This is a genomic window from Klebsiella sp. JN_Kp122, assembly GCF_040062085.1.
Taxonomy (GTDB): domain Bacteria; phylum Pseudomonadota; class Gammaproteobacteria; order Enterobacterales; family Enterobacteriaceae; genus Klebsiella; species Klebsiella aerogenes.
In genome coordinates, this window is the sequence record NZ_JBEAHW010000001.1 from 344,220 (window position 1) to 365,180 (window position 20,961).

The following is a 20,961-nucleotide window of genomic DNA, read 5'->3' on the forward strand; positions in this document are numbered from 1 at the left end:
TGTCATCAGAACCACTGGCCAAAGCGCTTGATATAGAAACGTTTCATACCCTGCGCCACCAGGCAGTAGCTCAGCAACGTAGCAACGAGCCACGGGAAATAACTCAGCGGCAGCGGCTCAAGCCCCACCATGGCGCCAAGCGGCGAGAACGGGATATAGATGCCGATGGCCATAATGGCGGCGGTGGTGAGCAAAACCGGCAGCGTCGCGCGGCTCTGGATGAACGGAATTTTCTGCGTTCTCAACATATGCACCACCAGCGTCTGCGACAGCAGCCCTTCGATAAACCAGCCGGACTGGAACAAGGCCTGCGCTTCCACATGATTGGCGGCGAAGACGTACCACATCAGAGCAAAGGTGGTGATATCGAATATCGACGACGTGGGGCCAATCCACAGCATAAAGCGGCCAATGTTCTTCGCATCCCACTTGCGCGGCTTACGCAAAAACTCCTTATCCATTTTGTCCCACGGCAGCGACAGCTGTGAGATGTCGTACATCAGATTCTGAATCAACAGATGAATCGCCAGCATCGGCAGGAAAGGGATAAAGGCGCTGGCGACCAACACCGAAAACACGTTGCCGAAGTTGGAGCTGGCGGTCATGTTCAGATACTTAATAATGTTGCCAAAGGTCTCGCGTCCTTTAATAACCCCCTCTTCCAGCACCATCAGGTCTTTTTCCAGCAGAATAATATCCGAGGACTCCTTCGCGATATCCGCCGCGCTATCGACAGAAATACCCACATCGGCATCGCGCAGCGCCGGGGCGTCGTTAATGCCATCGCCCAGAAAACCAACGGTATGGCCATTTTTCTGTAGCATCTGCAGAATGCGCGACTTCTGCAGCGGCGTCAGTTTGGCGAACACCGCGCGTTTCTCGACCTCCTGCTGAAGTTGGCGGTCAGTCATTGACTCAACCTGTTGGCCGGTGAGTATGTCGTGCGCATCAATGCCCACTTCAAGACAAATCCGCGCCGTTACAACCGGGTTATCACCGGTAAGTACCTTGACCGCAACACCGTTATCACGCAGTGCGGTAATGGCTTTGCCCGCGCTTTCCTTCGGCGGGTCGAGGAACGTCAACATGCCCTCGACGGTGAGCCCCTGTTCATCAGCGGCGGTGAGCGGCACATTTAGCGCGGTATCATCCAGCTTGCGGGTAGCGACCAGCAATACCCGAAAACCCTGAGCGTTATAATCTTCGGTTTTCGTCAGCAATAGTTCCCGGCGCAGCGCGTCCAGTTCAACGATCTTGTCGCCCTCACGAATATGGGTCGCGGCTTCGAGCATCTCTTCAACCGCCCCTTTACAAATCAGGCTTTTATCGCCATAGCGGCTGTCTTCCACCGAGACCGATACGCGGCGGCGTACAAAATCGAACGGCAATTCATCGAGCTTCACGAAACGCTCTTTTTCCGCCGGCGCCAGCCGCCCTTCCCCATAGCGCAACACGGCTCTGTCCATCAGATTACGCGCTCCGCTTTGGCTGCTGCTATTCAGCCACGCCAGCATTAATACTCGATTGCTTTCCGCGCCGCCAACGTCGAGATGATGCTCAAGGATGATATTGTCCTGGGTCAGGGTGCCTGTTTTATCCGTACACAGCACATCCATTGCGCCAAAGTTTTGAATGGCATTGAGACGCTTAACGATCACCTTACGCCGCGACATGGCAATCGCGCCCTTCGCGAGGTTCGAACTGACGATCATGGGTAACATCTCCGGCGTTAAACCGACCGCCACCGCCAGGGCGAAAAGCGAGGCTTCTACCCAATCGCCTTTACTGAAACCGTTAATCAACAACACGATCGGTACCATGATCAGCATGAAGCGGATTAACAACCAGCTCACGCTATTCACGCCGCGATCGAAGGCGGTTTGCGTGCGGGTGCCGACGATCGATTTTGCCAGCGAGCCAAACCAGGTCCGGTCGCCGGTCGCCACCACCACCGCCCGCGCCCTGCCGCTGGTGACGTTCGTCCCCATCAGACAGACATTGCCCATCTCTAACAGACTTTTATTTTTATCCGGCGTCGGTAGACGGTCGCTGCATTTTCCCGACACGCTGGCCATCAGATCATATTTTTCTACCGGTAGTGATTCACCGCTAAGAATGGACTGACTGACAAAGAGGTCCCGTGATTCCAGCAGACGAACATCTGCCGGCACCAGATCGCCTGCGGCAAGGAAAATAATATCGCCCGGCACCAGCTCTTCAATGGGTATTTCCTCCTGGCTGGGGCCAATATTGCCCGGCCCGCGGCGCAGTACCGTTGCGGTGGTACGGACCATGGATTTCAGCGCCTGCGCGGCTTTATTGGTCCTGAATTCCTGCCAGAAGCGTAATAGACCACTCAGGCTCACCATCGTCAGGATAATAATAACGCCGGTGAGGTCTGTCTCTTCACCGTTTCGCAGCGGTAGCCAGTAATCGGTAATAAAGCTGACTGCCGCCAGCGCCATCAGTACGTAAATAAACGGGTTATTAAATGCCTGCAGTAATTGAATAAAAAACGGCGGCACACTTTCGCGTGCCACTTCGTTGCGACCATAGTCGTCCAGCCGTTCCAGTGCATCGGCGGTCGTTAGTCCCTGCCGACTGCTATTTAAACGTGCCAACGTATGGTCCGGACTATTAAAGGCCTCCGTTTCAATCGCAAAGCTCTTTTTATGCTGCTTATCATTTTCTGACGCAGACCGGTTGGTATTCCGGTTTTCTACTTTCATGTCAGTCATGATTCATCCCCAAATTTAGATGTGGTAATCCCTGCATAAATAAATCATGCATAGTTAGATGTTATTTTTTTACACTCACAAATTGCGCGTAGTAGATATTCCTGCGTAGATTGCTTAACCGCAGTGAGATAGCCTTAATGGCCTGTGTGAGCGTGTGTTACCGCGTAAAAGGCGGAGGGAACAGGGCGTAGAAAAATAATAGCATGATGAATTACCTCGCAAAAAAGCGAATTCCAGTTCTCAGGAGGCAATCAGGATTGGGAAAGGATTGCTGCCTGCCGGTTGGCAAACAGCGCAGAATAGATAGCGTCAGTTTGCCTTGATGTTTAAATAAGGGTGACTGTCCAACATATCTCTCCTGTATAAAGTTGTGCTTAGTATAGCCCGCCAATAATAGCTGTAAAGTTTAATACTCTCCCCGGTGAGGATTGGTTTAAGAAAGAGATCAAATGTTATTAGAAAAACAAAGCCCCGTTTATCACGGGGCCTCTATGTTAATCAAAGACGCTATTAATGATCGCGGTGACCACGGCGGTACTGAGCGCAATCAGAACCAGATCGTCACCCACTACCCGCCACTCATAGCCAGGATAATAAGGTAATTGGTTGAGCATCGTGGCAGGCACCGTTTTTTTGGCAATGCCCGGAGGTAATGGTTTTCCACGCGCGAGATTTTTCGCAATCCCCGGAGGCAGCGCTTTATAGCCGGTCAAGCCGTAGTTCACCGCTAGCGCGCGAGCGGTGGTATAGCTGATATCCCTATCGACGTGATCCGGTTTGCCGTAATTCTTACGCTGGCCCTTGCCGCCGCCGTTATCGCTTTGGCTGGCGCTATGACCATGATTACCTTTATCGCCATGATAGATGTTTTTACCGCTATTGCCATGTTCACCATTGCCATTACCGTTCCCGGGATTAGCAAGCGCCGGTGCCGCGGCCATCGTTACCGACATCACCATTGCCAACGCCGTTTTTATTGCCTGACGCTTTAACATATTCTTTTCCCTGGTAGACATAGATACACACTGCAAATGTAGGTGATTTTCACCGAAGTCACCATTTCTCTTAGTCTGATTGATCGCTGCTGGTCGTTTACTTCAATTCTGCCGTCTGCGCTGACAAAAAAACAGCATATTTATCATCCATCAGCGTATTAAACATGATTTCCAACTGTTAAATCGCCACACCGCTCACAATTAAAAATTTAAAACCATTAACAACCAATTAACATTAGCAGGCAAACATTTCTCCTGAGGAAAATAATAATATGTCTACTACCCAGGTTCTCGGCGACGCCTCCTTTAGCCCGCCAGGACAACATCCCGATAGCTTAACCGCGCGTATCGACGCTCTGCCCTCCTCCCCCGGTCTTTGGTCCTTTATCACCCTACTGGCATTAGGCGGCTTTTTCGAACTTTACGACCTGTTCCAGACCGGTTATATCAGCACCGGCCTGCTCGCCGAGGGTATTTTCCATACCGGTAAAGATGGGGTATTTGGTATTGCCGATCAGGCAGCCTTCGCTTCCTCGACCTTTATGGGGCTGTTTATCGGCGCCAGTCTGCTCGCACCGCTGGCGGACAGACTTGGACGCCGCCTGACCTTTATGTTCGCGCTGGCGTGGTATGGCATCTTTTCGCTGATTATGGCGCTGCAAAATAGCGCTGAAGGGGTTATTTTCTTTCGTTTCCTGGTGGGGATCGGCCTGGGAATTGAACTGGTGACTATCGATACTTATCTCAGTGAATGGATGCCGACGCATTTACGTAATAAAGCCTTCGCTTACGCCTTCTTTATTCAGTTTCTCTCGGTACCGACGGTGGCACTGATGTCCTGGCTACTGGTGCCAATGACCATTCTCGGCCTGAGCGGCTGGCGTTGGGTGATTATTCTCGGCGCACTGTGTTCACTGGTCATTTGGGTTATCCGCAAAAAGCTGCCGGAATCCGCCCGCTGGCTGGAAAGCAAAGGTCGCCACGATGACGCGCACCGGGTTATGGGTGAAATGGAACAACGCTGCGGTTTATCGCCTTCCCGGCGCCATGCCAGTCCGGCGGTAGCGGTGCCGCAACGCAGCAATTTTAAAGAGATTTGGGCGCCGCAGTACCGTCAACGCACCCTCATGTTAATGGTGATGAACTTTTTCCAGGCGATCGGCTTCTTCGGTTTCGGTAACTGGCTGCCCGCGCTGCTCTCCGGCCAGGGCGCCAGTATTACCCATAGCCTTCTGTACGCTTTTTTTATCACCCTTGCCTACCCGCTTGGCTGCCTGTTCTGTACTCGCTTTGTCCATCGTTTTGAAAACAAATGGCAAATTGTTCTGTCAGCGCTGATGACGGTGATCTTCGGCACACTGTTCGCTTTACAAAATAGTCCGGTACTGCTGGTTATCTGCGGCTTTATGATCACCTGGTCCAATGCCTGGCTCACCATCAGCTATCACGCCTATCAGGCGGAGGTGTTCCCTACCCACATCCGCGCCCGGGCGGTGGGCTTCTGTTACTCCTTTAGCCGTCTGTCCACCGCGGTTACCAGCATTATGATTGGCGTGATCCTGCAATATGCCGGAACGCCGGGCGTGATTAGCTTTATCGTCGCCAGTATGCTGATGGTCATGCTGTCGGTAGGCATATTTGGGCCAAGAACCCGGGGTATTCGTCTGGAGAATATTTAAAGCTCACCAACGCCGCCGGTTGCCCGTTCGGCGGCGTTGCGTACGAGTATTTTTTCTTGATAGCGCAGTAAACATGGCAGCAGCAAGGCGCTAGCGCCGCTAAATGCAATCAACCCAGTAGACGCCTGCTGACTCATCTCGCCGTCGGCCAGCCACAGTGAGCAGAGCATAAAAGCAAGTGCCGTACTGAATGACATGACACCGCCTTGCAGAGTGGTAAATCCCGCGCGCCAGTTATCGTCCGGGAAACGAATCGCCACCGCCGAGGAGGCAACCAGCCGGCTATAAGATGCCCCAAGGAAGGTAATCATAAACAACCAACTCGCGCCGTCCAGCCACAGCACCATCAGCAAACTGATGATAAAAACTGCGGTTGCCGCCAGGCTCAGCCGATAGCCGCCAAAGCGTTGACACAGGCTACCGCTCAACTTTGTCGCCGCGAATCCCGCCATACCGCCGAGAAAGAATAACCACGGTAGCGCCTCGCTGCTTGCCCGCATATTGCCCAGCAGCAAAGGCACCAGGATCGGCAGCAATAGCATCGGGCTAAACTGGGTTAACGCATTGCCGCTGGCAAATAACAGCATCGTTGGCGTGATGCGTATCTTGGTACCAGAGCCAGCGCCGCCGGAAGTCTTCGGCAGACCAACATAGATCATGATGAGCGCCAGCAGGCAGAGAACGCCAATCAATGCCGGCGCCGTCTGCCAGCCGAAACGTTCGCAGAGAAACAACATGGCGGGCATGCCGATAATACTGACCAGCGAAAAGGCAGAGATGACCGTGGCCAACAATCGCGCGCGATGTTTCTGGTCCGCCGCGTTGATCAGTAAACTGCTGGCCACCCCCATCGTCATTCCGCCGAGGAGCCCGGCCAAAAAACGCAGTATCAGCAACAATATAAAGTGCTGGGTAGCCAGAACCATCAGCGTTAATGCTCCCAGTAAGGCCATATTAACCAGTAGAAACTTACGCGGATTTAGCTTTCCCACCAGGCGCCACGCGCCGATTCCAGAAATGACCGACGCAAGCGTATAAATACCGCTGACATAACCTGCCCAGCTCACCGGCACCTGAAAAGTTGGCGCCATGTAGACAAATAACGGATTAAAAATCATATATTCGAGCGCGTTGGTAAATTGGATAAAAGCGATGATCGCGCCCATTCGCCGTAGATTTATGGTCATTACACTTCCTCTCATCAGGGGGAGCGTCAGTTTATCGGCTAGTAAAAAAACGCATAAGTCGGTAAAAATGGGCGAGTTAATTATCAAAAATGGGATAATCAGCGGTGAGTAAACTGGATTTGAATGCACTACGCGTGTTTGTGAATGTCGTGGAAAACGGCAGCTTCAGCGGGGCGGCGCGGGCATTACGTATGCCTTCGTCAAATGTCAGTCGCCAGATTTCTCAACTGGAAGAAAAACTGCAATTGCGCCTTATCCAGCGCAGCACCAGACACATGCATCTCACCGATGCCGGGCAGGCTTTTTTTAATAGTATGCGCCCCCTGCTTGATCAGCTCGCGGCAACCGAAGCGGCCTTAACTCAACAGCAGGCCGATCCTGAGGGGCTGTTGCGCTTATGTCTTCCCAACGAGATTGGACCGACGCTTTTTGGCCCCATGCTGGCGCGGTTCGCCATGCGTTATCCCAAAATCGAAGTAAGCTGTGTGGTCAGCCTTGCCGGAGCCGACGCGCTTAAAGAAGATATCGACATTGCCGTCGCCATCGTCCGAGGCAAAATGGAGGATGCCAGCTATATCGCCAGGCCGTTGGCGACATTTCCCTGTTGTGTTGTCGCTGCGCCTTCGCTGCTGGAAAAATGCGGACAGCCAGTACGTTGCGAGCAACTTACCTCGCTTCCCTGCATCACCACCGTCAGCGCGCTGAAGGGGCAAGCCTGGCAATTTATCACCGCACGAAACGCGTTTAAAAAAGTGAACGTCCAGGCTCATTTTCGGGTGAATAGCGGAGAGATCGCCCTTCATGCCGCCGTCGCCGGCGTAGGTTTCGCCATCCTCGCTGAACAGGCTTGCCGCCCGTTTATCGCCTCAGGTCAGTTAAAGGTGGTTGAACTGGAGCTACCGCCGGCACCGCTACATTTAGTGGCGCTGTATCGCGAACGCCACTTTTTACCAGCCCGATCTCGCGTCTGGCTCGATTTCATGCAGCAGCATTTGGCCGCCAATTAAATTTGCGGCGCTTCGCCAAAAATCATCTGCGCATCGGCGAAACATTTTTCCGCCAACGACGACACCGGCTCCTGGTTGCGCATGATAAGCGCAAGCGTGGAATCAACCTCGGTTTCCCCGATAGGCATAATCGCCAGATTGTCGCTCAGCGCCTCCAGGCCGTTATTGAGCGGCATGATGGCGCAACAGATCCCGGCCTGTACCGCCTGGATTATCTGAAATGTCGAATCGCTTTCAAAGACATATTTTGGCGTTAACCCTTTGGCTTTAAAGCTCATTTCAATCGATTCACGATAATACATTCCCTTGGTAAGGAAACCGAGCGGCAGCCCCGCTAATGTCTCCCACTCAGGTATGCCTGCGTCAAACTGGAAATGGCGACTGTCGTGCAGCAGGCCCATTCGCGTTTTCGGCAGCCAGGTGACGTTAAATAATGCGCTATCGACGTGGTGCAAATAGCAGATGCCTAGATCGAGCTGATTACGGCTGACGCCGTCAATAATTTGCTCAGAGGTCATCGACAGCAGACTGAACTGTAGTTCAGGGTATTTTTCCGCCAGCGGTTTGATCAGCTGCATCGGGTTCAGGCTGGCTAACGGCACCATGCCTACGCGTAACTGGCCCACCATCTGGCCGCGACAAATCGCCGCTTCAGCCGCCAGGCCGTCGTGCGCCGCCAGCAGCGCCCGCGCCCAGGCCAGAATGCGTTCCCCTTCCGGGGTGAAGCCTTCGAAGCGTTGGCCGCGCTGAATCAGCGTGAGATTAAGTTCGTCTTCCAGGTTGCGAATGCGCATTGAAAGCGTCGGTTGGGTGATATGGCAGGCCGCCGCGGCCTGGCCGAAATGGCGCGTCTGATCGAGCGCGATCAGATATTTCAGCTGTTTAATGTCCATCTTAACTTCCAGAATAGTGACGTCCGCGGGTCAGTGGTGGACGCGATGCAGAACACAGCTGCGATAAGATATGTTATTTAAATGTTACTTGCGGTAGGGGCTGATTTCAAGATGCCATTTGCCAGTGGCCCGATCGCAGGCCACTGGCAATATTCAGCAAATTAACGCAAACCGGGGACGGCGCGCACCTCTTTCGAACGCAGCGTCAGGCGGATAGGAACTGATTTGTACGACGGCGTGCCGCTCTCTTCATCGATGTAATCCAGCGGCACCAGCACGTTGGCTTCCGGGTAATAGGCGCCAACGGTGCCCGGCGCAATGCTGTAAGCAACCACGGTGATATCCTCAAGGCGCAGGTCGCTATCCGGCAGCGCGGTGAAAATATCGACGCGGTCGCCATGCTCCAGCCCCTGCTCGGCCATATCCTGCTCATTCATAAACAGCACATCGCGGCGGCCAAACACTCCGCGATAGCGATCGTCCATCGCGTAAATCGTGGTGTTGTACTGATCGTGACTGCGCAGCGTAACCAGGCGCATCACGTCGTCGCCGTCAACGCGGAAGTTCTCATGGACGCCTTTGAACACCGAGAACATCGCTTTGCCGGTCGGCGTCGGCCAGATCCGCTCGGTTGGCGGCAGCGGCATACGGAAACCGCCCGGATGACGAATACGTTCGTTATAATCCTCGAACCCGGGGATAGTCTGCTCGATGAGATCGCGGATGCGGTCGTAATCAGCCACCAGCGATAACCAGTCGAGCTTACTGTTCGGCAGCGTCGCCGCCGCCATCCCGGCGACGATAGCCGGTTCCGAGCGCAGACGATCAGAGGCCGGTTTCAGTTTGCCGGATGAGGCGTGGACCATCGACATCGAGTCTTCCACGGTAATCGACTGGCGTCCGCTCTCCTGCATATCGAGTTCGGTACGGCCCAGACAAGGCAGAATAAAGGTCTCTTTCGCCACCAGCAGATGCGAACGGTTCAATTTGGTGCCGATGTGCACACTAAGATCCAGCCCGCGCATCGCCGGGAACGCCCGTTCATGATCCGGCATCGCCACCGCGAAATTACCGCCAAGACAGATCAGCGCTTTCGCGTCGCCGGCAACAATTGCCTGCAGCGCTTTCACCGCATCGTGACCATGTCCGCGTGGAGCGACAAAACCGAACACGCTTTCGAGGTTATTCAGAAACTCCGCACTCGGTTTTTCGGTAATGCCGACGGTACGGTTGCCCTGCACGTTAGAGTGACCGCGCAGCGGGCAGATCCCAGCCCCCGGTTTGCCGATATTGCCGCGCATCAGCAGAAGGTCGGCAATCAACCTGACGTTAGAGGTGCCTTTATTATGCTGGGTGATCCCCATGCCATAGGTCACGATAGTGGCGTTGGATTTGGCGTAGGCAACGGCAACGCGCTGCAGATCGTCGCGGGTTAATCCGGACTCACGCTCAATTTCCGGCCAGCTGGTCTGACGTAAATCTTCGGCAAAAGCCTCGAAGCCGAGGGTGTGCTCGTTAATAAACGCCTGGTCCAGCACCTGGCCCTGGTTCGCTTCGATCTCCAGTAATGCTTTAGCGATCCCTTTCAGCGCCGCGGCATCGCCACCCGCTTTCACCTGGAAATAGGTTGAGGCGATATTCGTCGAGCTGTAGGTCGCCATTTCAATAACGTTCTGCGGGTCGGCAAAACGTTCCAGCGCCCTCTCACGCAGCGGGTTAAAGACGATAATCGGCACACCGCGGCGGGACAGTTCATGCAACGTGCCCATCATGCGCGGATGGTTGGTTCCGGGGTTGTGACCGATGGAAATAACCAGTTCGGTTTTATCAAAGTCGTCCAAAGACACCGTGCCTTTGCCGATGCCGATCGATTGCGGCAGACCGACGCTGGTTGCCTCGTGGCACATATTGGAGCAGTCCGGGAAGTTATTGGTGCCGAACTCGCGGGCGTAAAGCTGGAACAGATATGCCGCTTCGTTAGAGGCGCGCCCGGAGGTATAGAACTCAACTTCATCGGGCTGCATGCCCTGTAATACTTCGCCAATGCGGGCAAACGCGCTTTCCCAGGAGACCGGGCGCAGCGTGTCGCTTTCGCGATCGTAAGACAAGGGATGGGTAATACGTCCGTAACCTTCCAGTTCAAAGTCGCTTTTCGCCAGCAGCGAGGTCACGGTATTGGCGGCGAGGAACTCTGGCGTCACGCGTTTGCTGGTGGCTTCCCAGGTGACCGCTTTCGCGCCGTTCTCACAAAACTGGAAGGTTGATTTATGTTCTTTATCCGGCCAGGCGCAGCCGGGGCAGTCAAAACCGTCAGGCTGGTTGGTACGCAGCAGCGTGACCGGGGCGTCAAGCGCGTCCATTTGCGTACGCACGGCGATGGCGGTCGCTTTTAACGCCCCCCATCCACCCGCTGGGCCATCATAGGGATGAACACCGGGGACAGCGCGTTTTTTCTTATTCATATGAACTCCTGAATACTCTCTTCAGCTAACGGATGTTATTAACAACATTGGTCACGGTTTTTTGCGGCGATGTTAAATAACCACATTAATTAAGCGGGAAATACCGCATTTCATTTTGCAATGAATAGCAAATGACAGGGTTAACTCGTTGTTTTTAATCTTTAACTAAATGTCTGGTTAAAATGAAATGAGCAACTTTACTCGTTAACTAAATAATAACATCTCATTTCGTGTTGTATAATAGATGTTATCTATCGGGTGTTAAATTTAACCTATTTGATAATTAAAGAATTATTTTTAAACTTTATTATCAAGGGCATTAACATATTTCAATGCCCGTCAATGCCGTAATTTAATTGTCATCAACAGGAGGCTTTGCGCAGGTAAAGCCGTATCCGCTATGCAGAAAATATTCCATAAATACAATGAAGTAATGTCGTACAGGGGTGAGCCATGTTCGGATTAGATGCCTTTTATTTAGCCAGGATACAGTTTGCATTTACTGTATCTTTCCACATCATTTTCCCCGCCATTACCATTGGTCTCGCCAGCTACCTTGCGGTACTGGAAGGGCTGTGGTTAAAAACAAAAGAGGATACCTACCGCCAGCTCTACCATTTCTGGTCAAAAATATTTGCCGTTAATTTTGGTATGGGCGTCGTTTCCGGGCTGGTGATGGCCTATCAGTTTGGCACTAACTGGAGCGGGTTCTCGCAGTTCGCCGGTAGTATTACCGGGCCGCTGTTGACCTATGAAGTCCTGACCGCCTTCTTCCTCGAAGCTGGCTTTCTTGGCGTCATGCTGTTTGGCTGGCATCGCGTCGGCCGCGGCCTGCACTTCTTCGCGACCTGTATGGTGGCGCTGGGCACGCTGTTTTCCACCTTCTGGATCCTCGCGTCCAATAGCTGGATGCACACGCCCCAGGGCTACATTATCGAGAATGGCATCGTGGTGCCGGTAGACTGGCTGAAGGTCGTTTTTAACCCTTCATTCCCGTATCGCCTGCTGCACATGTCTACCGCCGCCTTCCTTGCCAGCGCCTTTTTCGTCGGCGCTTCGGCAGCCTGGCATCTGCTGAAAGGCAATGATACACCGGCAATCCGCAAGATGTTCTCGATGGCGCTGTGGATGGCGCTGATCGTCGCCCCCATTCAGGCGATGATTGGCGATGCGCACGGCCTGAATACGCTCGAACATCAACCGGCAAAAATCGCCGCTATTGAAGGGCACTGGGAGAATAAACCGGGTGAAGCCACGCCATTAGTGCTGTTTGGTCTGCCGGATATGGATGAGGAGCGCACCAAATATAAAATTGAGGTTCCCTATCTTGGTAGCATCATCCTGACCCATAGCCTCGATAAACAGGTTCCGGCCTTAAAAAGTTTCCCGAAAGAAGATCGCCCAAATTCCACCATTATCTTCTGGTCGTTCAGGGTGATGGCCGGGCTCGGTATGTTAATGGTACTGCTCGGCGTGGTCAGCGCCTGGCTGCGTTGGCGTGGCCGGCTCTACACCTCAAAACCGTTCCTGCGTTTTGCCCTGTTGATGGGCCCTTCCGGGCTGGTCGCGCTACTGGCAGGCTGGTTTACCACTGAAATTGGCCGTCAGCCGTGGGTAGTCTATGGCGTTCAGCGCACCCGGGATGCGGTCTCCGCCCATGGCGATCTGCATATGTCCCTCAGCCTGCTGGCCTTTATCGTGGTTTACGCCTCGGTGTTTGGCGTCGGCTACGTGTATCTGATTCGCCTGATAAAAAAAGGGCCGGAAAGTGCGCACACGCCGGAGGACCCGACTCAGAACCAAACCCCTGCCCGCCCGCTGTCTGCGGTGCGCGAACCTATGAATACTTCGGGGAGAAAATAATATGGGTATCGACCTGTCAATTATCTGGTTCACGATCATCGTTTTTGCCACCCTGATGTATATCGTGATGGACGGTTTCGATCTCGGGATCGGCATTCTATTCCCGTTTAATAAAAATGAAACCGACCGCGATATGATGATGAATAGCGTGGCGCCGGTGTGGGACGGCAACGAAACCTGGATGGTGCTGGGCGGCGCGGCGCTGTATGGCGCGTTTCCGCTGGCCTACGCGGTGATTATCGATGCGCTCAGCATCCCGTTAACCGCCATGTTACTGGGGCTGATTTTTCGCGGCGTAGCGTTTGAGTTTCGCTTTAAGGCGACGCCGGAACATCGTCCGTTGTGGGATAAGGCGTTTATCGGCGGCTCGCTACTGGCGACGTTTAGTCAGGGGATCGCCGTAGGTACCCTGCTCAACGGCCTCAGCGTCACGGGTCGCGAATTTAGCGGCTCAACCCTCGACTGGCTGGCGCCCTTCCCGCTGTTTTGCGGCATCGGGCTGGTGATTGCCTACGCCTTACTGGGCTGCACCTGGCTGATAATGAAAACCGAAGGCGCTCTGCATCGCAAAATGTCTGAGCTGGCGATCCCACTGACGCTTGCTTTGCTGGCAGTGGTCGCCATTATCAGCATCTGGACGCCGCTGACTCACCCGGAAATCGCTCACCGCTGGTTTACCTTCCCCAATATCATCTGGTTTATGCCGGTGCCGTTGCTGGTGCTGGTTTGCTGCTGGGGGATTGTCCGTAGCGCCTATAATCGTCAGGCCAGCTATGGGCCGTTTTTACTCACCCTGGCGCTGGTGTTCCTCGGGTTCAGCGGCCTTGGGATCAGCATCTGGCCGAATATTATTCCACCGGCAATCTCTATCTGGCAGGCCGCTTCGCCACCGCAGAGCCAGGGCTTTATGCTGGTCGGCGGATTGCTGATCATTCCGGTTATTTTGATGTACACCTGCTGGAGCTACTACGTGTTCCGCGGCAAAATCAAACCCGATGAGGGGTATCATTGATGGCGACTCAATCTGATAAAACGTTAACGACGCATCATCGTCCGTTCTGGCGCAAACTGATGTGGCTGGTGATTATCTGGGGGGCCAGCGTGCTGGCGCTCGGCGTGGTCGCCACCTTCTTTAAGCTATTGATGACGGCGGCAGGAATGCGCACTCACTAATACTCAACGCCGGACGGGCTGACCCGCCCGGTGTTTTTTTATGTGAGGTTGTAATAACGGTCGGGCTGCATTTTTTCCGGTAACGGATGTTGCCCGGTCATATCCATCAAATTACGTTCAATGGTATTGCACATTGCATTCAGCGGCAGGTCGTTGGCCGAGGTGCCAAACGGATCTTCCAGCTCTTCCGCCAGGGAATCCCATGACAGGAAGGTGTAGGAGATAAACACCGAAACAAACGGCGTCATGTAATGCAAATCACCCACCAGCGCGAAGGGCAATAACGCGCAGAAAAGATAAACGGTACGCTGCAAAATCAAGGTGTAGGCAAACGGCACCGGCGTGCTCGCCAGACGCTCGCAGCCCCCCAGGACATGGGCTAACTCATCGAGTTTATTATCCATCAAGCCGTAGGTAATATCGCTGAGCTTACCCTGCTCGCGCAGCTTACCTAACTCATTACCAATCAATAATAATATTCGGTTAGTCGGCATTGAGCTGGCGAGAATTTCCGCCACTTTTTCTTTCGGCAACAAGCGATAGAGGTCAACCGCCGGGTCGGTTTTACGCAGCTGATGCTTAAGGCTCCAGCTGAACGCCACCAGATAACTGACTAACGTTTTATGCGTTTCCTCCTCAGCGGGAAGGATATTTTTCAATTGCCTGACCAGGGTTCGTTCGGCAATCAGCACGGTTCCCCATAAATTACGCGCCTCAACGAAACGGCTGTAGCTCGCGCTATTACGAAAGCCGAGAAAAATCGCAATCGCGATCCCCAACAGGCTAAATGGCGCAACGGTTAAGTGAATGCCAAGTTGTTCATACCATTGATAGCTGATGATGGCGATGACCGACATCAGAACGTTCAATAACAGACGGAAAACAATTTTTGACAGCACGGAACCGTGCCAGTCAAACAGACGAAAAAACCAGTGTTGTTCTGGCCGGATGATCATTGTATTACTTCCTGAAGACCCAATGATGCTCAGTACATACCCTAATGAAAAATGATGGGTATATACCCGTCATACTTCAAGTTGCATGTGCGTTGGCAATAACTCGGCCCATCCCTGGGCCTCGCCCTTACGGGCGCAGTGAACTGCGTTCAAATTCGTTCCTGACGAATTTGTCCTCGCTCACCCCAGTCACTTACTGGAGTAAGCTCCTGGGGATTCCCTGCGTCGCCGCCTTCCTGCAACTCGAATTATTTAGGGTATAGATATTATCTATTAAGCCATTGGTTAATTTTATTGTACACAAACACGACATCGCGTTGATAACCGCCATTAATTAGCGATGAATTAATGGTGGTTTAATTATGGGCTCTTTTTATTTTCCACGCAATATACGGCCTGCAAGCAGGCCGGAGAAATAAACTATCAGTAACGGCTTAATGGCCGATATTATGCAGGGTTATTCAGCCTGGCGGCTGGATAATTCTTCAAGTAGCGTCGCGGAAGGTACAAAGAACAAACTGCCGGTAACCGGGCGGCTATAATCGAGCAGTCGATCGTAATTACCGGCCGGGCGACCGACGAACATGTTTTCCAGCATCTGTTCGATGGGCGCCGGGCTGCGCGCATAACCGATAAAATAGGTACCAAACTCGCCCATACCGGGCTTGCCGAACGGCATGTTGTCGCGCAGGATTTTAATCTCCTCGCCGTTCTCTTCAAGGGTGGTCAGCGAACTGTGCGAACAGCTGGGTTTGACGTCGGCATCCAGTTCGATGTTGGTCATTTTTTTACGCCCGATAATACGCTCCTGCTGTTCGACGGTTAGCGCATTCCAGCCCGCCATATCGTGCAGATATTTCTGCACAATCACGTAGCTACCACCGGCGAAATCCGGGTCTTCGTCACCGATAATGGTGAAATCCGCCGCCGCGCGCCCCTGCGGGTTTTCGCTACCGTCAACGAAACCGATCATCGCCCGACGGTCGAAATAGCGGAAGCCGTGAACTTCATCGACGACCGTTACGGCATCCCCCAACTTATCCATCAACTGCGTCGCCAGCTCGAAGCTAAGCCCCATATCATCGGAACGGATATGCAGCAGCAGATCGCCCGGCGTAGAGACCGCCACGCGCTCTCCGCTGCCCACGCGGCGGAAAGGATGCAGCTGCTGCGGGGTGGGCTGGCCAAACAACTGCGGCCAGATTTCAGCGCCAAATCCGCAGATGCAGGAAATCCCCGCCTCCGGCATGCGGGTACCAACGGAACGCACCACCGCGGCAAAATCATCGCACCAGTCGCGCACGCGGCTCAGGCTCTCAGCGCTGCGCGCTACGGTCGCGACGATGAATATCGCCGTTCGCGGCAGCGGTAAAGTAATCGCCTGAGGTTCGTTAATTTTCATATCATCCTCTGTTATTGCCAATTAACGGCAAGGTAGCGTTGTCTCCTGCAGGCAGGAGTCGCAAGTTGTTTACGCGTGAGCCAGTTCGACGCCGGGCGCTTCGTAGGGATCAATGTGAATCATCACCTGTAGCACCTCGTGGCGCGCGAGCACATTTTCCCGCACCGCCAGCGCGATAGCATGGCCTGCACGAACCGACAGCTCGCCCGGAACTTCAATATGGACATCGACGAGGATCAGGTCGCCCGCCTTACGAGTTTTTAGATCATGCAAACCCACTACGCCGCCGGTTGCGGCGATGGTGTCGCGTATCGCATTCTGGGTTTGCGCGTCGACCGAGCGATCCATTAAATCATGCAAGGCATCGCCGGCAAAAGTGTAACCCATTCGTGTAATCAATACCCCTACTAACAATGCCGCCACGGGATCCAGCCAGACAATACCGGCGAGGTTACCAACGATCCCTACCGCCACCACTACCGACGACGCCGCATCCGAGCGCGCATGCCAGGCGTTGGCAATTAATAATGACGACTGAATACGCTTTGCTACCGCCAGCATATAACGGAACAGCGTCTCTTTTGCGATCAGCGCTGCAAGGGCCACCCATAATGCCGTTACATGCACGGATTGAATGGTTTCCGGATGGAGTAGTTTATCCACCGCCGACCACAACATGCCGACACCGACAACCATTAAAATCGCGCCCAATATCAGCGACGCGCCATTTTCATAGCGCCAGTGGCCATAATGATGATCGCTGTCGGAAGGTTTACGGCTTTTCTTATTGGCAATCAGAACCACAAAATCAGCAATTAAATCGGAAAGAGAGTGGATGCCATCGGCAATAAGCCCTCGCGACCCTGAAAACAGGCCGGCGATAATTTGCCCGGTCGATAAAAACAGATTAACCACGACGCTGACCAGGGTGCTTTTACGCGCAGCCTGTGAACGCTGATGATATTTATTATCATTCTGTAGATTTTTATTTGCCATCATCCCTCCCGAATAAAGTATGGATGATAGCCTGATATGAATCAGCGATATTCAATATTAATAGCTCGTTGATAATAAATTTAAAATAAATAGCCTGAGTTATAATATATAAATGCGAATGATTACGCTTTAAAAATAATAGCCGACATCGAACGGCTATTTTTTACTTTTATGATGTTGCCATTCGGCGCATAGCGCAGTGATAAGCGCCATTGCGCACCGAAGCGCGAAGTACCCGCGCCACGCCATTGACCGCCACTCTGGCGGTTCGCCGCTGCAGCGGATTGATGGGGATCGCCAGCATCTGCTGCGCCCAATCGGGAAGCAGATCGATACCCGCAACCATCATCCAGCGCCCTACCGGCTGGCTTAGCCGGCCCGGCAGACGGGTGGTGAGCAGTACCTGCGCCACTTCCTGCGTTCGTTCATCACAACGTAACTGGGGGCGCATATCCTGCAAATACTCCGCCACCTGACGTGGCGTTTCGGGGATGTCTTCGGCGCCAAGTCGCCGGGCGACCTCCGCCGCTTCGCGGTAGTATTGCTCCTGACGCGCGGCAGTGACGATGGTGCGCTTATAACGCAGATGAGAGGCCATAAAGCTGCTGCACTCGGCCACATGAACCCAGGTTAAGAGCGCCGGATCGCTGGCGCGATAAGGCGTACCGTCCGGCGCAACGCCTCTGATGCGCTGATGGATCCCCTGCACTTTAGCGATTAATCTTTCGGCATCGTCGGTAGTGCCAAACGTGGTAGCTGAGATAAATTGACTGGTTCGACGCAGGCGGCCAAAGATATCCTCACGAAAACGCGAATGATCCCACACACCGGCCAGCGCCAGCGGATGCAGCATCTGTAACAGTAGCGCGCTAATGCCGCCGCAGAGCATTGAGGTAAAGTCGCCGTGTACCTGCCAGATAGCCGACCGCGGGCCAAATAAGCCCGGCTCGCCCTTCGGGTTTTCAAAATCAATCTCTTTTAACGCCATCCCGGTTAAACCCAGGACCTGTGATTCAATCATGCCGCGTATGCTGGTCATTGCGTTGCCCGTCGCTATCCGTAACGCCACCAACATAACACCATTCGCGGCGGCAGGCATTTGCCGACGGTGACTTTAAACGCCAACGCGCCCGCGTTCCCGCGGGCACGCCACGGATCAAGCGTTGAGCTGATAATCGAGGGAGATGTCGGCTTTCAGTACCTGCGAAACCGGGCAGCCAGCTTTGGCTTTCTGGATAATCGGATCAAAGGCCGCTTTATCGATACCCGGCAGGACAATATTGCTCTGCAGCGCGATCTTGGTGATGGCGAAGCCGCCGCCGCTCTTATCCAGCGTGACCACCGCAACGGTATCGATAGAGGTCGCCGTATAGCCCTCTTCGCTAAGCATTAATGATAGCGCCATTGAGAAACAGGCGGCATGGGCCGCGCCGATAAGCTCTTCCGGGTTAGTCCCTTTAACGCCTTCAAAGCGGGTATTAAAACCATAAGGTTGTTGGTTAAGCGCGCCGCTTTCCGTCGAGACGGTGCCTTTACCGCTTTTCAGATCCCCTTCCCAATGCGCCTGACCTTTCTTATGAATTGCCATCGTTTCACTCCTTTTTGACGTTAAAGGAGTAAGTATAGACAGCTCTAGCTGACCTGGGACAACTGTTGCTGAATGGCCTCCAGAAACAGCGGCAGCGCGCTGGGCTGATAATCTCGTGACAGATAGATGCCATAGACGGCCAGGGATTTTGGCGTATAGCCAGGCAGCACCTGTTTTAGCGCGCCGCTGTTTAGCGCGCGCCGGGCTTCCAGTTCCGGCAGCATGGCGATGCCGCACCCCGCCACCGCCGCTTCCATCAGCAGAGAGGAGATCCCGGCGCTCAGGTTGCCGGAGACGGCCACCGACACGGGTTCGCCCTGCGGATCGGTAAACTGCCATGTTGGGGTGGCGAAATGGCTATAGTGGAGACAGTTATGTTGACTAAGCTCCTCCGGCGAATTTATCTGGCCATGCTGCTGTAACCACCGCGGCGAGGCGCAGAGCACCGAGCGGCAAATGCCTAGCCGCCGCGCTATCGCCCCCGGCTCCGGATTATCTGTGATCCGGATGGCGACATCGATACGCTCGCCAATCAGGCTCACCGGATGGTTGTTGATATCCAGTTCGAGGCGCAGTTGGGGGTAACGGGCCAAAAACTCCGGTAGCAGCGGTGAGAGCAACTGCATGGCGGTAAAGTGCGCGCAGGCGACCCGCAACGTGCCGCTCGGCACCGCGCGTTCCGTCTGCCCCGCTATCTCATCCGCCAATTGCGTCAGACTACGCGTTTTCTGCAATACCTTTTCGCCTGCGCTGGTTAAGGTCAGTTTGCGCGTCGAACGATGAATGAGCCGGGTACCGGCCCAGTGTTCCATCTGCTCCAGATAGCGACTCACCATCGGCCGCGACATACCAAGCGCCCTGGCCGCCGCGCTCAAACTGCCCAGCTCGCATATCCGCATATATACCTGGGCGGCGATAACTCGATCCATATCCGTATCCATCTGCACGTTTTATGAAACTCAGCATCTCTTTTTTCAGGAATTTTCGCAAATCAAGAATGACGTAAAATAAACCTATTCACCTGAAAGAGAGAAAACCAACATGAAAGTATCTGCCCTGGCTATCGTCACCGCCCTGTTCAGCACTACCGCTTTTGCCGCGCCGTTGACCCTGCAAACCTACAACCCGCAGGAGAACGCGATCTTCGCGGTGAACTCCACGCTGGCCTCCGGCCCGCACGAAGCGGTGCTGTTTGACGCCCAGTTCAGCGTTAAAGATGGCGAAAAGCTGGTTGAGATGATCAACAAAAGCGGTAAGAAGCTCACGCACATTGTGATCACCTCTGGCGATCCGGATTTCTATTTTGGCCTCGAGCCGCTGGTGAAAGCCTTCCCGCAGGCCAAAGTGGTGGCAACCGAGCAAGTGGTTAAGCATATTGAAGAGACCAAAGCGGCGAAGCTGGCATACTGGGGCCCACAGATGAAAGACGGCGCGCCGAAGCAGGTCTATGTTCCACAGGTATTAGCCGCAGATAGCTTCACCATTGACGGCGAGAAAGTGGAAATTCGTCAGCCGCAGAACTACGCCGCGTTCGTCTGGATCCCGGCGAATAAAGCGATTCTTGGCGGCACCGGCGTCGCCTGGGGCATGCACGTCTGGACCGCCGATACCCAAAGCGCGGCGAGCCGTCAGCAGTGGCGCCAGACCCTTAGCGATATGGCCGCGCTGCATCCGCAACAGGTGATCCCGGGCCACTATCTCGGCACGCCGCCGGCGGGCGACAAGGCTATCGTCTTTACCCGCGACTATCTGGAGAAATTCGAGCAGGCGCTGAAAGCGCATAAAGATTCCGCCAGCGTCATCAAAGCCATGAAGGCGCAATATCCGGGTCTCGCTGAAGAAAGCTCGCTGGAGCTGAGCGCGAAAGTGAACACCGGCGAAATGAAGTGGTAATCGGCCACGCCTGAATCGAGAACGCTCTTAATCTGCCGACGCAAGGTTGCTATTCGCAAAAAAATGGACCACGATAATCCCGTCGCGTTAAAAAGCGCGGCGTACTTAGGGTTACGTTTCGTCCGGCTT

General features: G+C 53.9%; 17 protein-coding genes. 6 read left to right on the forward strand and 11 right to left on the reverse strand.

Annotated features, from left to right (window positions below; translation table 11 throughout):
- Positions 1-5 precede the first annotated feature (5 nt).
- Both mgtA and ABLU78_RS01745 read right to left on the reverse strand, forming a co-directional pair.
- The gene (gene mgtA, locus ABLU78_RS01740) at positions 6-2,738 is read right to left on the reverse strand and encodes a magnesium-translocating P-type ATPase (protein WP_045366093.1); all 2,733 of its coding nucleotides are present in this window, start codon (positions 2,736-2,738) and stop codon (positions 6-8) included.
- Positions 2,739-3,232: 494 nt separating this feature from the next.
- Positions 3,233-3,733 carry an anti-virulence regulator CigR family protein gene (locus tag ABLU78_RS01745; protein WP_048228774.1) on the reverse strand — a complete coding sequence of 167 codons (501 nt, stop codon included), beginning with the start codon at positions 3,731-3,733 and terminating at the stop codon, positions 3,233-3,235.
- Between the two features lie 272 nt (positions 3,734-4,005).
- On the opposite strand from ABLU78_RS01745, the gene ABLU78_RS01750 reads away from it, so the two are divergent.
- Positions 4,006-5,412, forward strand: a complete 1,407-nt coding sequence (locus ABLU78_RS01750; RefSeq protein WP_032714561.1) for an MFS transporter — start codon at positions 4,006-4,008, stop codon at positions 5,410-5,412.
- On the opposite strand, the gene ABLU78_RS01755 is transcribed toward ABLU78_RS01750, so the two are convergent.
- Positions 5,409-6,599, reverse strand: coding sequence for an MFS transporter (locus ABLU78_RS01755; RefSeq protein ID WP_048228775.1), 1,191 nt, complete (start codon positions 6,597-6,599; stop codon positions 5,409-5,411). The two genes, ABLU78_RS01750 and ABLU78_RS01755, sit on opposite strands and share 4 nt — an antisense overlap.
- A 104-nt stretch (positions 6,600-6,703) precedes the next feature.
- Between ABLU78_RS01755 and ABLU78_RS01760 the strand changes: the two genes are divergently transcribed.
- A complete protein-coding gene (locus ABLU78_RS01760) occupies positions 6,704-7,606 on the forward strand; it encodes a LysR family transcriptional regulator (RefSeq protein WP_047077566.1) in 903 nt (300 codons plus the stop codon).
- Here the strand turns inward: ABLU78_RS01760 and ABLU78_RS01765 are convergent.
- Together ABLU78_RS01765 and ABLU78_RS01770 are read right to left on the reverse strand one after the other, a co-directional pair.
- Positions 7,603-8,499, reverse strand: coding sequence for a LysR family transcriptional regulator (locus ABLU78_RS01765; RefSeq protein WP_015366507.1), 897 nt, complete (start codon positions 8,497-8,499; stop codon positions 7,603-7,605). The two genes, ABLU78_RS01760 and ABLU78_RS01765, sit on opposite strands and share 4 nt — an antisense overlap.
- A 161-nt stretch (positions 8,500-8,660) precedes the next feature.
- Positions 8,661-10,961, reverse strand: coding sequence for an FdhF/YdeP family oxidoreductase (locus ABLU78_RS01770; RefSeq protein ID WP_048228776.1), 2,301 nt, complete (start codon positions 10,959-10,961; stop codon positions 8,661-8,663).
- A 453-nt stretch (positions 10,962-11,414) separates the two neighbouring features.
- Between ABLU78_RS01770 and ABLU78_RS01775 the strand changes: the two genes are divergently transcribed.
- The 3 genes from ABLU78_RS01775 to ABLU78_RS01785 are packed head-to-tail and all read left to right on the forward strand — an operon-like array spanning position 11,415 to position 13,997.
- On the forward strand, positions 11,415-12,824 hold the full coding sequence (locus ABLU78_RS01775; RefSeq protein ID WP_015366505.1) for a cytochrome ubiquinol oxidase subunit I: 1,410 nt from the start codon (positions 11,415-11,417) through the stop codon (positions 12,822-12,824).
- A 1-nt stretch (position 12,825) separates the two neighbouring features.
- The gene (gene cydB / locus ABLU78_RS01780) at positions 12,826-13,836 is read left to right on the forward strand and encodes a cytochrome d ubiquinol oxidase subunit II (RefSeq protein ID WP_020078720.1); all 1,011 of its coding nucleotides are present in this window, start codon (positions 12,826-12,828) and stop codon (positions 13,834-13,836) included.
- Entirely contained in the window at positions 13,836-13,997 is a 162-nt protein-coding gene (locus ABLU78_RS01785; RefSeq protein WP_015366503.1) for a DUF2474 domain-containing protein, read from the forward strand. The genes cydB and ABLU78_RS01785 overlap by 1 nt, the downstream gene beginning before the upstream one ends.
- Positions 13,998-14,035: 38 nt before the next feature.
- Here ABLU78_RS01785 and ABLU78_RS01790 read toward each other — a convergent pair whose 3' ends face one another.
- The 6 genes from ABLU78_RS01790 to ABLU78_RS01815 all read right to left on the reverse strand — a co-directional run bounded on the left by ABLU78_RS01790 (position 14,036) and on the right by ABLU78_RS01815 (position 19,868).
- The gene (locus ABLU78_RS01790) at positions 14,036-14,953 is read right to left on the reverse strand and encodes a bestrophin family ion channel (protein ID WP_015366502.1); all 918 of its coding nucleotides are present in this window, start codon (positions 14,951-14,953) and stop codon (positions 14,036-14,038) included.
- A 457-nt stretch (positions 14,954-15,410) separates the two neighbouring features.
- A complete protein-coding gene (locus ABLU78_RS01795; RefSeq protein ID WP_015366501.1) occupies positions 15,411-16,355 on the reverse strand; it encodes a Dyp-type peroxidase in 945 nt (314 codons plus the stop codon).
- Between the two features lie 69 nt (positions 16,356-16,424).
- The gene (locus ABLU78_RS01800; RefSeq protein ID WP_045388021.1) at positions 16,425-17,351 is read right to left on the reverse strand and encodes a cation diffusion facilitator family transporter; all 927 of its coding nucleotides are present in this window, start codon (positions 17,349-17,351) and stop codon (positions 16,425-16,427) included.
- 169 nt (positions 17,352-17,520) lie between these two features.
- The gene (locus tag ABLU78_RS01805; RefSeq protein ID WP_045388024.1) at positions 17,521-18,390 is read right to left on the reverse strand and encodes an oxygenase MpaB family protein; all 870 of its coding nucleotides are present in this window, start codon (positions 18,388-18,390) and stop codon (positions 17,521-17,523) included.
- Positions 18,391-18,507: 117 nt separating this feature from the next.
- Entirely contained in the window at positions 18,508-18,939 is a 432-nt protein-coding gene (locus ABLU78_RS01810; protein WP_015366497.1) for an OsmC family protein, read from the reverse strand.
- A gap of 44 nt (positions 18,940-18,983) precedes the next feature.
- Positions 18,984-19,868: a LysR family transcriptional regulator gene (locus ABLU78_RS01815; RefSeq protein WP_015366496.1), complete on the reverse strand. Its 885-nt coding sequence runs from the start codon at positions 19,866-19,868 to the stop codon at positions 18,984-18,986.
- Positions 19,869-19,980: 112 nt separating this feature from the next.
- Between ABLU78_RS01815 and ABLU78_RS01820 the strand changes: the two genes are divergently transcribed.
- On the forward strand, positions 19,981-20,832 hold the full coding sequence (locus ABLU78_RS01820) for a Vmh family MBL fold metallo-hydrolase (RefSeq protein ID WP_045388028.1): 852 nt from the start codon (positions 19,981-19,983) through the stop codon (positions 20,830-20,832).
- The last annotated feature ends 129 nt before the right edge of the window (positions 20,833-20,961 follow it).

Bases quoted from the DNA above. Each gene is read 5' to 3' on its own strand.
- ABLU78_RS01805 (WP_045388024.1), bottom strand. From the start codon at position 18,390: ATGACCAGCATACGCGGCATGATTGAATCACAGGTCCTGGGTTTAACC.
- ABLU78_RS01745 (WP_048228774.1), bottom strand. From the start codon at position 3,733: ATGTTAAAGCGTCAGGCAATAAAAACGGCGTTGGCAATGGTGATGTCG.
- ABLU78_RS01750 (WP_032714561.1), top strand. From the start codon at position 4,006: ATGTCTACTACCCAGGTTCTCGGCGACGCCTCCTTTAGCCCGCCAGGA.
- ABLU78_RS01770 (WP_048228776.1), bottom strand. From the start codon at position 10,961: ATGAATAAGAAAAAACGCGCTGTCCCCGGTGTTCATCCCTATGATGGC.
- ABLU78_RS01810 (WP_015366497.1), bottom strand. From the start codon at position 18,939: ATGGCAATTCATAAGAAAGGTCAGGCGCATTGGGAAGGGGATCTGAAA.
- ABLU78_RS01755 (WP_048228775.1), bottom strand. From the start codon at position 6,599: ATGACCATAAATCTACGGCGAATGGGCGCGATCATCGCTTTTATCCAA.
- ABLU78_RS01800 (WP_045388021.1), bottom strand. From the start codon at position 17,351: ATGGCAAATAAAAATCTACAGAATGATAATAAATATCATCAGCGTTCA.
- cydB (WP_020078720.1), top strand. From the start codon at position 12,826: ATGGGTATCGACCTGTCAATTATCTGGTTCACGATCATCGTTTTTGCC.
- ABLU78_RS01785 (WP_015366503.1), top strand. From the start codon at position 13,836: ATGGCGACTCAATCTGATAAAACGTTAACGACGCATCATCGTCCGTTC.
- ABLU78_RS01820 (WP_045388028.1), top strand. From the start codon at position 19,981: ATGAAAGTATCTGCCCTGGCTATCGTCACCGCCCTGTTCAGCACTACC.
- ABLU78_RS01790 (WP_015366502.1), bottom strand. From the start codon at position 14,953: ATGATCATCCGGCCAGAACAACACTGGTTTTTTCGTCTGTTTGACTGG.
- ABLU78_RS01795 (WP_015366501.1), bottom strand. From the start codon at position 16,355: ATGAAAATTAACGAACCTCAGGCGATTACTTTACCGCTGCCGCGAACG.
- ABLU78_RS01765 (WP_015366507.1), bottom strand. From the start codon at position 8,499: ATGGACATTAAACAGCTGAAATATCTGATCGCGCTCGATCAGACGCGC.
- ABLU78_RS01775 (WP_015366505.1), top strand. From the start codon at position 11,415: ATGTTCGGATTAGATGCCTTTTATTTAGCCAGGATACAGTTTGCATTT.
- mgtA (WP_045366093.1), bottom strand. From the start codon at position 2,738: ATGACTGACATGAAAGTAGAAAACCGGAATACCAACCGGTCTGCGTCA.
- ABLU78_RS01815 (WP_015366496.1), bottom strand. From the start codon at position 19,868: ATGGATCGAGTTATCGCCGCCCAGGTATATATGCGGATATGCGAGCTG.